We start from the raw sequence: 14,525 nt of genomic DNA, 5'->3' as shown, positions 1-14,525 counted from the left end.
GGCTGTGCATAGTGTGTCCTGACAAGGGTCCGCTCGTGGCTCCGAGAAGCCGGTTTGACCGGATGGCGTAGCCGCGCGTACCGTGACCAGGTCGAGTTGTCGATGGCTGCTGCCGCCTGCCTCCGATGGGCAAAGATCGCGCTCCGGTGATCGTGAAGCGGTGCACTTAGGCGTTGCGAGTTACTCGTGGGCGCACGGTGACAGCCAACGACGCCCCACATCTGTCTCACCGTGAGACATCAAGCATTCCTGGAGCCCCCGAGTGAGCAAGCGCACCTTCCAGCCGAACAACCGCCGTCGCGCGAAGACCCACGGCTTCCGTCTGCGCATGCGGACCCGCGCCGGCCGCGCGATTCTCGCGTCCCGCCGTGGCAAGGGTCGCGCCCGTCTGTCGGCCTGAGCAGCCTGACCTAGGTCCATGACGTGCTGCCTACCGAAAATCGGCTGAGGCGGCGCGAGGACTTTGCGACCGCGGTACGCCGGGGACGCAGGGCCGGGCGCCCGCTCCTTGTCGTTCATTGTCGTAGCGGTGCAACGGACCCGCACGCGTCGGGGGAATGCGTTCCCCCGACGCGTGCGGGTTTCGTCGTGAGCAAGGCCGTCGGCAACGCGGTCGTGCGCAACAGGGTCAAGCGGAGGCTCCGGCATCTCCTGCGCGAACGGCTGGACCGGCTGCCCGCCGGTAGCCTGGTTGTCGTACGGGCCCTGCCCGGCGCGGGTGACGCGGCTCACGACGAGCTGGCCCGCGACCTGGACGCCGCGTTGGAGCGGCTGCCGGGAGGGGTGCCGAGAGGCTGCAATCCCGCGGGGGCCGCAACCGACAGCGGCCGCGCCGCGGGCTCCCGGAACCCCGGCCGGGACCCGGGAGGGAGCGCACAGTGAAGTACCCGCTGCTGCTTTTGATCAAGATCTATCAGTGGACCATCAGTCCCTTGCTGGGACCGGTCTGCAAGTACTACCCGTCGTGCTCGCACTATGGCTTCACGGCCATCGACCGGCACGGCGCGGTGAAAGGGACTGCGCTGACTGCCTGGCGCATCCTGCGCTGCAATCCGTGGTCGCTCGGTGGGGTCGACCACGTCCCTCCCCGGAAGCGTCCGGTTTGGCATCAGCGGCTGAGGAGCCGTTTGGGCGGGCCCACCGTCCCTGAGCCTGTCGCCCAGCCCGAGACTCAGCCCAACGCCCAAGGAGCCTGATTCGTGGACACGATCCTCGGTCCCCTCTATACCGCTGTTTCCTGGATCATCGTCCAGTTCCACTCGTTCTACAGCCTGATCTTCAACCCGAACAGTGGCGCGGCGTGGGGTCTGTCCATCGTCTCGCTGGTGGTGCTGATCCGTATCTGCCTGATCCCGCTCTTCGTGAAGCAGATCAAGTCGACGCGGAACATGCAGGCGCTCCAGCCGAAGATGAAGGCGATCCAGGAGCGCTACAAGAGCGACAAGCAGCGCCAGTCCGAAGAGATGATGAAGCTCTACAAGGAGACGGGCACCAACCCGCTCTCGAGCTGTCTCCCGATTCTGGCCCAGTCGCCGTTCTTCATCTCCCTGTACCAGGTCCTCAGCCACATCGCGCAGGGCAAGACGGTCGGCGTCATCGACGAGACGCTGCTGCAGAGCGCGCAGAAGGCGCACATCTTCGGCGCGCCGCTGGCCGCGAAGTTCATGGACAGCGCGGCGAAGATCGAGAGCCTCGGCGCCTCGGTCACCAACGTCCGCGTGGTCACGATCATCATGATCATCCTGATGTCGGCGTCGCAGTTCTACACGCAGCGCCAGCTGATGACCAAGAACGTCGACCTCACGGTGAAGACGCCGTTCATGCAGCAGCAGAAGATGCTGATGTACGTCTTCCCCATCATGTTCGCCGTCTTCGGCATCAACTTCCCCGTCGGTGTTCTCGTCTACTGGCTGACCACCAACGTGTGGACCATGGGCCAGCAGATGTTCGTCATCCGTCGTAACCCGACCCCGGGCAGCAAGGCATTCGCGGAGCGCCAGGAGCGGCTGCGGGCCGCGGGCAAGCTCGTCGAGGACCCGGCCGTCGTCGAGGCGAAGCAGGCCGCCGAGGAGGCGCGCCAGAACCGCCAGCAGCCCAAGCGTCAGACCAAGGCCAAGCGGCAGACCGGCGGTGCCCCGGCCGGCGGTGCGCAGAACCGTACGCGTGCCGGATCGGCGGCGCGTGACACGGACGCCGACTCGGCGGGCTCCGACCAGGGCGGCGCGAAGAAGCAGTCGCTGGAGAAGAAGGACGCGCAGGACGGCAAGGGGAAGGGCGGCGCCTCCGGGTCCCGTACCGCCAAGTCCGGACAGCGCAAGGGCCAGCAGCGCCCCAAGCACCCGTCGAAGAAGTAAGAAGGAGTCCTTTCGTGACGGACACGACCCCTGCCGCCGAGGGCACCGACACCCTGACCCGCCTGGAGCAGGAAGGCGAGATCGCGGCCGACTACCTCGAGGGTCTGCTGGACATCGCCGACCTCGACGGTGACATCGACATGGACGTCGAGGCCGACCGCGCCGCCGTGTCGATCATCAGCGACTCGACCAGCCGCGACCTGCAGAAGCTGGTGGGCCGCGACGGTGAGGTGCTGGAGGCGCTGCAGGAGCTGACCCGGCTGGCCGTGCACCGGGAGACCGGTGACCGTAGCCGTCTGATGCTGGACATCGCCGGTTTCCGGGCGCGTAAGCGCGAGCAGCTCACGGAGATCGGTGCCAAGGCGGCCGAGGAGGCCAAGGGCACCGGCCAGCCGGTGAAGCTCGACCCGATGACGCCGTTCGAGCGCAAGGTCGTCCATGACGCGGTGGCGGCCGCCGGCCTGCGGAGCGAGTCCGAGGGTGAGGAGCCGCAGCGTCGCGTGGTCGTCCTCCCGGCCTGATCGCTCGGCGTTCCCGTTTTTCTTTGGCCCCGTCTGCTCGCAGGCGGGGCCAAAAGTTGTCAGCGTTCTGTGTTATCCCGGGTGGTCAAGGCCCGGGGATCCCGGCAGGAAAAGCAGTCCAGAGGAAGGGCGGTTCCCGTGACGGAGGCAGCAGCGGAGCTCCCTCCCGCGCCGAAGGCGGCGCAGGAGGTATTCGGCGAGCGCTTTCCGGAGGCCGTGCGGTACGGCGAACTGCTCGCCGACGCGGGGGTGAGGCGAGGGCTGATCGGCCCGCGTGAGGTCCCGCGGCTGTGGGAGCGGCACCTGCTGAACTGTGCGGTGCTCTCCGAGGTGGTGCCCGAGGGCGTCTCGGTCTGCGACGTGGGTTCGGGGGCCGGGCTGCCCGGTATCCCGCTGGCGCTGGTACGGCCGGACCTCAAGATCACGCTGCTGGAGCCGTTGCTGCGGCGGACGACCTTTCTGCAGGAGGTCGTCGAGCTGCTCGGACTCGATCATGTGACGGTCGTCCGAGGCCGGGCCGAAGAGGTCATGGGCAAGCTTCCGCAGGTGCATGTGGTGACCGCCCGCGCCGTTGCTCCGCTCGACCGGCTGGCCGGCTGGGGTGTTCCGCTGCTGCGTCCGTACGGCGAGATGCTGGCGCTCAAGGGTGACGCGGCGGAGGAGGAGCTCAAGGGAGCCCGGGCGGCGCTGAGCAAGCTCGGCGTGGTCGAGACCTCGGTGGTGCATGTGGGCGAGGGCATCGTGGATCCGCCGTCGACCGTGGTGCGGGTCGAGGTGGGGGAGAGCCCGGGCGGGGTGCGCTTCGCGGCCAAGCGGGCGAAGGCGGCGCGTGTCAGCCGGGCATCGAGGGGTCGCCGGCGCTGATTGCCCTGCCGGAGCGGTACGGGCCGGCAGGGAGAGTGGGAATGTTCCCGTTCCTCGAAAAGAGGCGGAGAGAATTCCGTAAATGCCGTCAAAACGGCACAAGACGGAGTGTCGCGGCTCATTCAGGCTCGGCGCTGGCATCGTGTTTCACGTGAAACGTCGTTCTCTGCTGCAAGGGATCATCGACCGTGGTCGTGCGGCCGCCGCGCCGCGTGACCGTAAGCCCACAAGGGTCACGGAAGTATCCACAGATGTGGATTCGTCCACAGGAGAACGGACCTCACTGGTTCGCGACACCGAAAGCATGGCAGGCTCTGAACATTGCGAGCCTGATGTCGAGGAGAGTGAATCCTTGCGGTCCGACGCCAACATCGCGGGACCGATGACCGATCCGGTCCCCGGTCCCCGTAGCGAGTCGTTCGGGGACGACGTTTCACGTGAAACGCCGCCCCCGATGGACGACACCCCGATCGGTCGTGCAGCTCAGCTGGCGGTGGAGGCATTTGGCCGCGCAGGTGAGGGGCTCCCCCGGCCTGAACAGACCCGGGTGATGGTGGTTGCCAACCAGAAGGGCGGGGTCGGCAAGACGACGACCACCGTCAACCTGGCGGCCTCGCTGGCCCTGCACGGGGCCCGGGTGCTGGTGATCGACCTCGACCCTCAGGGCAACGCATCGACGGCCCTGGGCATCGACCACCATTCCGAAGTGCCGTCGATCTATGACGTGCTGGTGGACAGCAGGCCGCTCTCCGACGTGGTGCAGCCGGTCGTGGACGTGGAAGGGCTGTTCTGTGCGCCCGCCACGATCGACCTGGCAGGCGCCGAGATCGAGTTGGTCTCGTTGGTGGCACGCGAGAGCCGGCTGGACCGGGCCATCAAGGCGTACGAACAGCCGCTGGACTACATCTTCATCGACTGCCCGCCCTCGCTGGGCCTGCTGACCGTCAATGCGTTGGTCGCGGGAGCCGAGGTGCTGATCCCCATCCAGTGCGAGTACTACGCCCTGGAGGGACTGGGCCAGCTGCTCCGGAACGTGGATCTGGTGCGTGGGCATCTCAACCCCAAGCTCCATGTCTCGACGATCCTGCTCACCATGTACGACGGGCGCACCCGGCTGGCCTCCCAGGTCGCCGACGAGGTCCGCAGCCACTTCGGTCACGAGGTGCTCCGTACGAGCATTCCGCGCTCGGTGCGCATTTCCGAGGCACCGAGCTATGGGCAGACAGTGCTCACCTATGACCCGGGATCCAGCGGCTCGCTCTCCTATCTCGAGGCGGCCCGAGAGATCGCGTTGCGTGGCGTTCCGCAGACCGGGGGCCAGGGCCTCAGCGTCAACTACGAAGCACAGCACAGCATCTCGGAGGGGAATCAGTGAGCGAACGACGTAGAGGGCTGGGCCGTGGGCTCGGTGCGCTGATTCCCGCGGCGCCGCAGAGCACGGACCATGCCGGCCCTTCGGTGGGACCGGGGGCGACGTCACCGTCGTCCGTACCAGTTTTGACCCCGGAGCGCGGAGTGGCGGCCGCCAAGGTGACGTCGCTTCCGGGACACGGTGTTTCACGTGAAACGGAAGCAGCGGCCGGGGACGAGACATCGGCAGCCGCTCTGACACAGGTGGCCGGTGCATACTTCGCCGAGGTCCCGCTGGACGCCATCAAGCCGAACCCCCGGCAGCCGCGTACGGTCTTCGACGAGGACGCGCTTGCCGAGCTGGTCACCTCCATCAAGGAGGTGGGCCTGCTCCAGCCGGTGGTGGTCCGTCAGACGGGCCCGGAGGCTTATGAGCTCATCATGGGCGAGCGCCGCTGGCGGGCCTCCCGTGAGGCCGGGCTGGAGAAGATCCCCGCCATCGTCCGGGAAACCGAGGACGAGAAGCTGCTTCTCGACGCGCTCCTGGAGAACCTCCACCGGGCACAGCTCAACCCGCTGGAAGAGGCAGCCGCCTACGACCAGTTGCTGAAGGACTTCAAGTGCACGCATGACGAGCTGGCGGACCGGATCGGCCGTTCGCGGCCGCAGGTCTCCAACACCCTGCGCCTGCTGAATCTCTCGCCCTCGGTGCAGAACCGCCTTGCGGCAGGGGTGCTCTCCGCGGGGCACGCCCGTGCCCTGCTCTCCGTGGAGGATTCCGAGGAGCAGGACCACCTGGCACGCCGCATCGTGGCGGAGGGGCTGTCGGTGCGCACGGTCGAGGAGATCGTGAAGCTGATGGGGTCGGAGCCCAAGAACGCGAGCAAGACCAAGGGGCCCCGCGCGGGCGCCCGGGTCTCTCCCGCACTGACCGGACTCGCCTCCCGGCTGTCCGATCGCTTCGAGACCCGGGTGAAGGTCGACCTGGGCCAGAAGAAGGGCAAGATCGTGGTCGAGTTCGCCTCGATGGACGATCTGGAGCGAATCCTCGGCACGCTCGCCCCCGGTGAGGGGCCTGTCCTGGGGCAGACCCTGGCCGAGGAGAAGAACACGGAAGAGTGAGCTGACATCGCCGGCTTCAGGGCGGGCCGTGTTTCGGAGTCCATACCGGAACACGGCCCGCCCTTTGCTTTCCGGCGGTACCCGTGCCCGTAAAGGGTGGATACGATGCGTTCGGGTATGGCACGCATCCATGTGGAGACACCTCACACCGAGGAGAGGGCCATGCAATCGGTGAGCCGCATCGGACTGCTGGCGGCGGGGTTCGGCCTCGCGGCCGTCGGAGGATTCGTCGGCGGGCTGCTCAGGGAGCAGACGGCACTGGCGGGGCTCCGTGGTGTGGCAGGCGAGAGAAGTGAGGACCTGGTTCCATGGGCCGTCGGCTCGTACCGCTCACGCTGGACAACCTTCCGGATCTCCCCAAGCGTTGCCGCTCCTGCGTCTTCTGGGAGCTCGACCCCGTCAGCGGCGAGGCCGCGGTAAAAGCGGGGCGCCCCGAGCTGGAGAAGGAAGCCTGGATCTCGGCGGTACTGCTGGAGTGGGGCTCCTGCGGGCGGGTCGTCTATGTCGACGAGGTGCCGGTGGGTTTCGTGATGTACGCCCCGCCGGCCTATGTGCCGCGCTCCACGGCCTTCCCCACCAGCCCGGTGTCCGCGGATGCGGTGCAGCTGCTGACCGCGTGGCTGATTCCCGGATACCAGGGGCAGGGGTTGGGGCGGGTGATGGTCCAGACGGTCGCCAAGGACCTCATCCAGCGCGGCTTCAAGGCCATCGAGGCATTCGGTGATGCCCGCTGGACCGAGCCGGCGTGTGTGCTGCCGGCGGATCATCTCCTCGCGGTGGGCTTCAAGACCGTACGGCCGCATCCGCGCTTCCCGCGACTGCGCCTGGAGCTGCGGACCACGATGTCCTGGAAGGAAGACGTCGAGCTGGCACTGGACCGTTTGCTGGGAGCCGTCCAGAAGGAACCCGCGCTGCGGCCGCTGTGAGGCGGACCGTTTCACGTGAAACATGGAACGGGCCCGTCCCCCATCAGGGGGCGGGCCCGTTTCACGTGAAACAAGGGCAGGACTCAGGCGAGGAAGTCCGCCAGGTCGCGCTCGATCGCGGCCTTCGGCTTGGCGCCGACGATGGTCTTCACAACCTCGCCGCCCTGGTAGACGTTCATGGTCGGGATCGACATGACGCCGTACTTGGCGGTGGTCGCCGGGTTCTCGTCGGTGTTCAGCTTGGCGATGACGATCTCGTCATGCTCGGCGGCAATGGCCTCCAGGGACGGGGCGACCTGGCGGCACGGGCCGCACCAGGTGGCCCAGAAGTCCACGAGGACGGGCTTGTCGCTCTTGAGGACGACCTCTTCGAAGTTGTCGTCCGTGACGGTCACCGTGGCGCCGGCCATGGCAGTCTCCTTTATGGGGTGGGTGGTGATAACGCGGGGGGTGCGCAGGTCAGACGGAGGCGATCTTCTCGGGCTCGGCGGCCACTTCACCGTCCTGCTGCGCGGCGAGGAACCGCTCGGCGTCGAGGGCGGCGGAGCAGCCCGTGCCCGCCGCGGTGATCGCCTGGCGGTAGGTGTGGTCGACCACGTCGCCGGCGGCGAAGACACCCGACAGGTTCGTACGCGTGCTGGGCGCGTCGACCTTGAGGTAGCCGTCGTCGTCGAGCTTCAGCTGGCCCTTGAACAGCTCGGTCCGCGGGTCGTGGCCGATCGCGATGAACAGGCCCGTCACGGGGAGCTCGGCGGTCTCGTCGGTCTTGACGTTGCGCAGCGTCAGGCTCGCGAGCTTGTTGTCGCCGTGGATCTCGGCGACCTCGCTGTCCCAGATGAACTTGATCTTCGGGTCGGCGAAGGCGCGCTCCTGCATGGCCTTGCTGGCACGCAGCGCGTCGCGGCGGTGGATGACCGTGACGGACTTGGCGAAGCGGGAGAGGAAGGTGGCCTCCTCCAGCGCGGTGTCGCCGCCGCCGACGACGGCGATGTCCTGGTCCTTGAAGAAGAACCCGTCACAGGTGGCGCACCAGGAGACGCCGCGGCCGGACAACTCGTCCTCACGGGGCAGGCCGAGCTTGCGGTGCTGGGAGCCGGTGCTGACGATGACCGACTTCGCACGGTGCACGGTGCCCGCAGAGTCGGTGACGGTCTTGATCTCCTCGGAGAGATCCACCGCGACGACGTCGTCCGGCACAAGCTCGGCGCCGAAGCGCTCCGCCTGGGCGCGCATGTTGTCCATGAGGTCCGGCCCCATGATGCCCTCGCGGAAGCCGGGGAAGTTCTCCACGTCGGTGGTGTTCATCAGCGCGCCTCCGGCGGTGACGGCACCTTCGAAGACCAGCGGCTTCAGGGACGCGCGGGCGGTGTAGAGCGCTGCGGTGTAGCCCGCGGGCCCGGAGCCGATGATGATCACGTTGCGGACGTCGCTCACGGGTGTCTTCCTTGTCTCTGCCGACTGCTTGCTGGGGCTCTCGGAACTCTCACCCCACCCAACGGATCCTACGGGGCGAGCATTCCCGGAGTGTCACAGCGCACTACCCGTCGTTCAGTCTCGCTGGTACGAGTGCGACAGCAGAACCTTTCCGGGGCTCGGCGGCGTGGCGGAGACACACGAGGAAGCGACCACATAGGCCGAGACGCGCTGTGCATTCGCCGGGTCCGGCAGCACGACGACGTAGGCGTCCTTGCCCTGATAGCGGGTGTGGCTGGAGGCGAGCGGCGCTTCCGGTCGCCCGATGCCCAGACGGACACACGACGGAATGGTGTCGGCGGAGCCCCGCAGCGGCGTTTCGGGGGAGCTGCGGGCACCGATGCCCGGAGACTTGTGCGGGCCCTTCGAGGCGAGCATGGCCTGGACACGTGGGCCGAGACTCGCGGCGGTCAGCTCGCCCGGAGCCCCTGTGGCCTTCTCTGTGGTGGCCGTGGGCCGGTTCGGCCGCTCTGCCTGCGTGCCGTCCAGGGCGGCGTTCTGGATGAGCAGACCGCCGAAGCTGAGGACCGCCGCGGCGGCCGCGGTGCCCAGCAGGACCCGGGGCCAGCGCCGCGCGCGGGAGGCGCGGCCGTGCGGTGTCTGGCGGCCCGGCCCCGTAGCGCCCCGAGGCCGCCCGGCGGGCCGAGAGACCGGGGCCGGGTGGCCGGGAGCCTCGACATCGGTTTCACGTGAAACGGAGACCGGGGTGGTGGCTGTTACACGTGAAACATGGCCTCCGGCCCCTGCGGTGGTGCGGTCCAGCAGCGCCTCAGCAGCGAGAGCGGCATCGATACGCCCGGCAACATCGGCCGGCATGCGTGTCGGGCCCGGCAGCGTGCCGAGCAGGCCCCGGATCTCTTCCAGGGAGGCGTAGACGTCGTCGCACAGCGCGCACGTGGCGAGGTGGTCGCGCAAATCCGCGGTGCGGGAGGGGGAGAGCAGCCCATCCGTGAGATCGGAGATCTCGGAGACCTCCGGGTGCTCATCCGTGCCGGTCGTCGACGTCACGCTCGCCCACCTCCGCCCTTCACGGCACCTGAGTCCTTGGGTCCTGCCGTCGGTGGGACGGATGTCCCCTGCGCCCGGTTCCTTCCCCGGCTCGCGGGTTCGCTACCCCCGCCATCAGCGCGCAGATGGGTGACCAAGGGAAGGAGTCGGGCACGGCCTCGTGCGCAGCGGCTTTTCACCGTTCCGGTCGGGATGTCGAGGATCTCGGCGGCCTCCGCCACCGGATAGCCCTGCATATCGACGAGGACCAGCGCGGCACGCTGCTCCTCGGGCAGGGTGCGCAGCGCGCGGAACAGCTCGCGGTGGAGGTCTTGGCGCTCAGCGGGAGCCTCCGCGGATTCCTCGGGTTCGAGGAGCTGCTCCAGCCGCTCGGTTTCGGCGACCGGTGAGGTGCGCCGGGAGGCGGCCTTGCGGGCCCGGTCCAGGCAGGCGTTGACGGTGATGCGGTGCAGCCAGGTCGTCACGGCGGACTGGCCGCGGAAGGTGTGGGCGGCGCGATAGGCGGAGACCAGCGCGTCCTGCACGGCGTCGGCGGCTTCCTCGCGGTCACCGAGGGTGCGCAATGCCACGGCCCAGAGCCGGTCGCGGTGCCGCCGAACGATCTCCCCGAAGGCATCGGGGTCGCCCTTTACATGCAGCGCAAGGAGATCGGCGTCGGTTGGTGTCGAAGCCTTGTCGCTGTCGGTGGACACGGGCCCCCCGGCCGTAGCTGCCTGATCTCGGTCCCATTGAAGCCCGCCAGGTCAGGAAAGTAAATGCGGGGCTTCGGCCAGATATCCGGCCGGAGCCCCGCTCACTGTCCGCGACGGCGGTTGCGTTCGCCGCCTGGTCAGTTGGCGAACGTCACCTCAGTCACACCCTGCTTGTATCCGGCGTCGCTGAACTCGTCGCCCGGCGCGTAGGGCATCGCGGTGATCCACGCGACGACGTAGCGGGCCTTCGCCGGCTGCTTCAGATTGACCTTCGCGCTCGATCCCGAGGACTGGCCCGACCCGAGCTTCTGCATCGAGCTCAGCGGCTCGGACGGGGACAGCGAATCGGCCGCGTACAGCGTCACGGTGGTGTGATCACCGATGTAGTGCAGCCCGATCGACGCGCTGCTTATCTGCTGCTTCGAACCGAGGTCGAAGACGAGGCCGACGCCCTTCTTGTAGGCCGGATTGAGATCCGGGCCCTCGCGGTAGCTCTTGCTGCGCCAGTACGTGCCGGCATTCCCGTCGTGTGTGTACTGCGCCTGGTCGGCGTGCTGCGGCTGGCCGTCCGGGTAGTACTCGACAGCGTCCGCGATCTTGATCGGCTTGCCGCCCGGCTTCTTGTCGCTGCCCCCGCTCGTGTGCGAGTTACCGGGGTCGTCCTGGTCCTTCTCCCGCTTCAGCAGCGTGTCCGCCAGCTGCCAGCTGCCCAGCCCCAGAGCGGCGATGAGCAGCGCGGAAACGGACCACTTCAGCGCCCGGCCGGTACGGCTCTGCAGCGGCGGCGGAGGCGTGGGGACCGGCTGCGTGGCCAGGCCGGACGGCCGGCTGTGCGTCGCCGGCTGCCGGTAGCTGCCCTGCTGGTAGCCCGTGCGCTGGTATGGCGGCGGGGTGCTGAACGCGGTCTCCGGGGGCCGGATGCGCGGCATGGCCGCAACGGCCTTGGCCAGCTCCTCCGGGGTGGTGCAGGGCTGCTCCTGACGGGACGCCGTGGCGCCGTCGTTGATCAGCGCGCGCATCGCGAGCTCGGACAGCCCGCGGTGGACGCCGGCGCGCACCTGGTCGGGCGCGATCAGCCCGACGCCCTTGGGCAGGCCGGTCAGGCCGTGGGCGTCGTTCTCGTAGGGCCAGCGCTGGGTCAGCGCGGCGTACAGCAGGGCCCCGATCGCCTCGGTGTCCGTGCGCTGCGGGTGCTCGCAGGTGATGCCGCGCAGTGCCGCCATGACGGCCAGACCGCGGATGCGGTACTGCCCGGATTCCGTGCGCAGCACCGAGCCGGGGGTGATCCGCAGGTGGGCCAGGCCCTCGCGGTGCGCGGCGGCCATGGCCTGGGAGACCTGGCTGACGAGCTGGTAGGCGTCGTGCGGCTCCAGCGGACCGTTGGCGAGCACGGTGGTCAGCTCGGTGGCGTCCGGCAGCCACTCGTGGACGACGTAGACGAGGTCGTTCTCCTCGACGGCGTCGAGGACCTGGACGAACCGGGGGTCGCCGAGCAACGCCGAGGAACGGGCGGCGGAGAGCACCGGCCGGGCTCGGGGATGGTCGGCGGGCAGGATGTGCACGCCGACGGCCCGGCGCAGCTTCTCGTCGACCGCACGCCAGCTGCTGAAGCCGTCCAGACGGGTGACGCACTCTTCGAGGCGGTAGCGTCTGGCGAGCTTGTGGCCGCTGTGCAGCTCCGGTGGCTGGGCCTCGGCCGCCTCGGCACGCTGCTCCTCGGCGCGTGCGGCGTCCTTTTCCCCGCCGGATACCTTCTCGGCCTTAGCACCGTCGTCCGTGGCCTTGCCCGCCTTGGCGGTCAGCGGTTCCTCACCGCTCGTGTCGGCCACGTCGACGGCAGCCGTGCTCCGTTCCGCCACCGTCGTTCCTGCCTCCCCATCCGTTGCAGGCTCAATGAGCCAAGACAATTGTGCCCACAGTCCGCCACTATGCACGACACACGGTGGCAGTCGATGGTTGTGCTCAATCAACGCCCAAGCTTTGACCGGACCATGCCGACCAGGGCGTTCATTTCCTCGATGCGCATTTTGCGTGCGGCCAGGTAGAACACGGCCAGCAGTGCGGCGGCACCGGCGACCAGGGCGGCCAGTGACCCGACGAAACCGCTGCCGAGCATCTGCATGATGGCGTACACCACGGCTCCGGAGATGATCGTGGCCGGGATGCTGGCACCGGCCAGCCGCGCGTAGGTCCGCACGACGTGAGCGGTGTCGAGATCCCCGTCCATGCGCTTGCCCAGGCGCCGCCAGGCCACGCCCACGCCGATGATGTAGGCCAGGCCGTAGGAGGCCGCCATGCCGACGACGGCCCAGCGCGCGGGCAGGATCAGGAAGCAGAGGCCGGAGGCCGCGGCGTTGACGGCCGCGACGATCACCGTGTTGTAGAAGGGCGTGCGGGTGTCCTCGTACGCGTAGAAGGCGCGCAGGACGACGTACTGCACCGAGAACGGGATCAGGCCGATGCCGAAGGCCATCAGCATGTAGCCCATCGGGATCCCGGCACCGGACGAGCCGTAGACCAGGGTGCACAGCGGGATGCCGAGGGAGAGGAAGCCGAAGGAGATCGGGACGATCGCGACGGCGGAGGTGCGCAGCCCCTGCGACATGTCGTCCCGGACGGCCCCGGTGTCACCGTCGTGGGCGGAGCGCGCCAGCCGCGGCAGCAGGGCCGCCATCACGGAGACCGTGATGATCGCCTGCGGCATGTTCCAGATCAGCTGGGCGCTGGCGTAGGAGATGAAGCCGGTGCCGGGGTGCCCCTGCCGGTCGGCGGTCTTGCCGGCCCAGGTGGAGAGCTGGGTGACGACCAGGACGCCGGCCTGGTTGGCGAGGACGAACAGCACGGTCCACTTGGCCAGCTTGGCGGCCTTGCCCAGCCCGTGGCCGCGCCAGTCGAAGCGCAGCCGGAGCTTGAAGTTGGCGTCGCGCAGGTACGGGATCATCGCCAGTGCCTGGACGACCAGCCCGAGCAGCGTGCCGATGCCCAGCAGCCGGATGCCCTCGTCGGGGATGGTGGTGACGCCGATGTGCGAGGTCTTCGCCGTGCCGTAGACCCAGATGAACAGGCCGAAGGTGGCGATCATGACGATGTTGTTGAGGACCGGGGTCCACATCATCGCGCCGAAGCGGCCGCGGGCGTTGAGGATCTGCCCCATCACCACGTGCAGACCCATGAAGAAGATCGTGGGGACGCAGTAGCGGGTGAAGGCGACGGCGACTTCGTTGGCCGCCGGGTCCCGTGAGATGTCGAACGAGACGAGTTTCACCAGGAGGGGCGCGGCGAACACCGCCAGCACCGTCAGCACGCCGAGGACCACGATGACCAGCGTCAGCAGCCGGTTGGCGTACGCCTCGCCGCCGTCGTCGTCCTCCTTCATGGCTCGCACCAACTGCGGGACGAACACGGAGTTCAGACCGCCGCCGATGGTCAGGATGAAGATCATCGTCGGGAGCTGGTAGGCGACCTGCCAGGAGTCACCGAGCACCGCACCGCCGAGCGCCGCGACGATCAGCGCGGAGCGGATGAAACCCGTCAGACGGGAGACCATCGTGCCCGCGGCCATCACCGCACTGGACTTGAGCAGGCCGGAGGCACGGCCGCCGGAGGGCTTGGCGGCCGCCGCCACGGGGGCGGGCTCCGGCGTCGGCTGCGGCGGTACGACCTCCGGGCCGGGTGCCGTACCGGGCACGGCGGCACCGACGGGGGGACCGGCCGGGGCCGGGCGCTGGGAGTCGTAGGGCTGCTGGTCGCGGTAGAGGTGCGCGAAGGCGTCGGGCTCCGGGTGTCCGTCCCCGGCCTGGCTCCTCAGCTCGTCGACGCCCAGCAACTGCGTCGTCGGGGTGTCCTCGCCGTACGGGGCGTTGTGGGCCGGGCCCTGCGGGCCGCGCGGCGGGGCCGAGGCCCACTGCTGCGGGTCGGGCGCCTGCCGGCCTGCAGCGGGCTGCTGGTACTGCGGGGGGCCGACGTGGCCCGGCGGCGGGGGCGGCTGCCCGGCGCGGTCGTAGCGCGCCTCGGTCACCGGGTCCTGGGCCGTCGGGTCCTGCGTGCGGTGCGGGTCGTGGCGGTAGGTGTCCTGCAGAAAGGGGTCCTGATCCGCTGGGAACTGGGGCGTCGCAGGGACCGGCCCCGTGGGGTCGCCATTGGCGCCCCGGCCCCGGTCACCGTCGTACGGCGCATTCATCGCTGCCCCACCTCATCCGTCGCCGGCCATCCGGC

The 14,525-nt window shown here is 68.9% G+C and carries 14 protein-coding genes and 1 pseudogene; 9 read left to right on the top strand and 6 right to left on the bottom strand.

Annotated features, from left to right (window positions below):
* Positions 1 to 262: 262 nt before the first annotated feature.
* The 9 genes and pseudogenes from rpmH to SL103_RS35600 all read left to right on the top strand — a co-directional run bounded on the left by rpmH (position 263) and on the right by SL103_RS35600 (position 7,137).
* Entirely contained in the window at positions 263 to 400 is a 138-nt protein-coding gene (gene rpmH / locus SL103_RS35640) for a 50S ribosomal protein L34 (RefSeq protein ID WP_003949374.1), read from the top strand.
* Between the two features lie 23 nt (positions 401 to 423).
* A pseudogene (rnpA, locus tag SL103_RS35635) lies at positions 424 to 792 on the top strand (ribonuclease P protein component); the annotation flags it as partial.
* 86 nt (positions 793 to 878) lie between these two features.
* A complete protein-coding gene (gene yidD, locus SL103_RS35630; protein ID WP_033266999.1) occupies positions 879 to 1,196 on the top strand; it encodes a membrane protein insertion efficiency factor YidD in 318 nt (105 codons plus the stop codon).
* A 3-nt stretch (positions 1,197 to 1,199) separates the two neighbouring features.
* Positions 1,200 to 2,354, top strand: a complete 1,155-nt coding sequence (gene yidC / locus SL103_RS35625; protein WP_069573203.1) for a membrane protein insertase YidC — start codon at positions 1,200 to 1,202, stop codon at positions 2,352 to 2,354.
* A 14-nt stretch (positions 2,355 to 2,368) separates the two neighbouring features.
* Positions 2,369 to 2,875 carry a protein jag gene (locus SL103_RS35620; RefSeq protein WP_033267001.1) on the top strand — a complete coding sequence of 169 codons (507 nt, stop codon included), beginning with the start codon at positions 2,369 to 2,371 and terminating at the stop codon, positions 2,873 to 2,875.
* A 138-nt stretch (positions 2,876 to 3,013) separates the two neighbouring features.
* Positions 3,014 to 3,739: a 16S rRNA (guanine(527)-N(7))-methyltransferase RsmG gene (rsmG, locus tag SL103_RS35615; protein WP_069573201.1), complete on the top strand. Its 726-nt coding sequence runs from the start codon at positions 3,014 to 3,016 to the stop codon at positions 3,737 to 3,739.
* 304 nt (positions 3,740 to 4,043) lie between these two features.
* Positions 4,044 to 5,114, top strand: a complete 1,071-nt coding sequence (locus SL103_RS35610) for an AAA family ATPase (protein WP_079146157.1) — start codon at positions 4,044 to 4,046, stop codon at positions 5,112 to 5,114.
* Positions 5,111 to 6,211, top strand: coding sequence for a ParB/RepB/Spo0J family partition protein (locus SL103_RS35605; protein ID WP_079146156.1), 1,101 nt, complete (start codon positions 5,111 to 5,113; stop codon positions 6,209 to 6,211). Before SL103_RS35610 ends, SL103_RS35605 begins: the two co-directional genes overlap by 4 nt.
* 308 nt (positions 6,212 to 6,519) lie before the next feature.
* A complete protein-coding gene (locus SL103_RS35600; RefSeq protein ID WP_033267005.1) occupies positions 6,520 to 7,137 on the top strand; it encodes a GNAT family N-acetyltransferase in 618 nt (205 codons plus the stop codon).
* Positions 7,138 to 7,220: 83 nt separating this feature from the next.
* On the opposite strand, the gene trxA is transcribed toward SL103_RS35600, so the two are convergent.
* The 6 genes from trxA to murJ all read right to left on the bottom strand — a co-directional run bounded on the left by trxA (position 7,221) and on the right by murJ (position 14,490).
* Entirely contained in the window at positions 7,221 to 7,547 is a 327-nt protein-coding gene (gene trxA / locus SL103_RS35595) for a thioredoxin (protein WP_069573198.1), read from the bottom strand.
* Between the two features lie 49 nt (positions 7,548 to 7,596).
* Positions 7,597 to 8,571: a thioredoxin-disulfide reductase gene (trxB, locus tag SL103_RS35590; RefSeq protein ID WP_069573197.1), complete on the bottom strand. Its 975-nt coding sequence runs from the start codon at positions 8,569 to 8,571 to the stop codon at positions 7,597 to 7,599.
* A gap of 114 nt (positions 8,572 to 8,685) precedes the next feature.
* Positions 8,686 to 9,618 (bottom strand): hypothetical protein, encoded by a 933-nt coding sequence (locus tag SL103_RS35585; protein WP_069573195.1) that lies wholly within the window; start codon positions 9,616 to 9,618, stop codon positions 8,686 to 8,688.
* Positions 9,615 to 10,310, bottom strand: coding sequence for an RNA polymerase sigma factor SigM (gene sigM / locus SL103_RS35580; RefSeq protein WP_069573194.1), 696 nt, complete (start codon positions 10,308 to 10,310; stop codon positions 9,615 to 9,617). Before sigM ends, SL103_RS35585 begins: the two co-directional genes overlap by 4 nt.
* Positions 10,311 to 10,447: 137 nt before the next feature.
* Positions 10,448 to 12,169: a protein kinase family protein gene (locus SL103_RS35575; RefSeq protein WP_069573193.1), complete on the bottom strand. Its 1,722-nt coding sequence runs from the start codon at positions 12,167 to 12,169 to the stop codon at positions 10,448 to 10,450.
* Positions 12,170 to 12,276: 107 nt separating this feature from the next.
* A complete protein-coding gene (murJ, locus tag SL103_RS35570; RefSeq protein WP_069573192.1) occupies positions 12,277 to 14,490 on the bottom strand; it encodes a murein biosynthesis integral membrane protein MurJ in 2,214 nt (737 codons plus the stop codon).
* Positions 14,491 to 14,525: the final 35 nt, after the last annotated feature.

The organism is Streptomyces lydicus, from assembly GCF_001729485.1.
Lineage (GTDB): Bacteria > Actinomycetota > Actinomycetes > Streptomycetales > Streptomycetaceae > Streptomyces > Streptomyces lydicus_D.
The sequence above is the reverse complement of the archived record's forward strand: the minus strand, read 5'-3'. Positions and strand labels throughout refer to the sequence as shown.

Bases quoted from the DNA above. Each gene is read 5' to 3' on its own strand.
- SL103_RS35600 (WP_033267005.1), top strand. From the start codon at position 6,520: ATGGGCCGTCGGCTCGTACCGCTCACGCTGGACAACCTTCCGGATCTC.
- trxA (WP_069573198.1), bottom strand. From the start codon at position 7,547: ATGGCCGGCGCCACGGTGACCGTCACGGACGACAACTTCGAAGAGGTC.
- murJ (WP_069573192.1), bottom strand. From the start codon at position 14,490: ATGAATGCGCCGTACGACGGTGACCGGGGCCGGGGCGCCAATGGCGAC.
- SL103_RS35610 (WP_079146157.1), top strand. From the start codon at position 4,044: ATGGCAGGCTCTGAACATTGCGAGCCTGATGTCGAGGAGAGTGAATCC.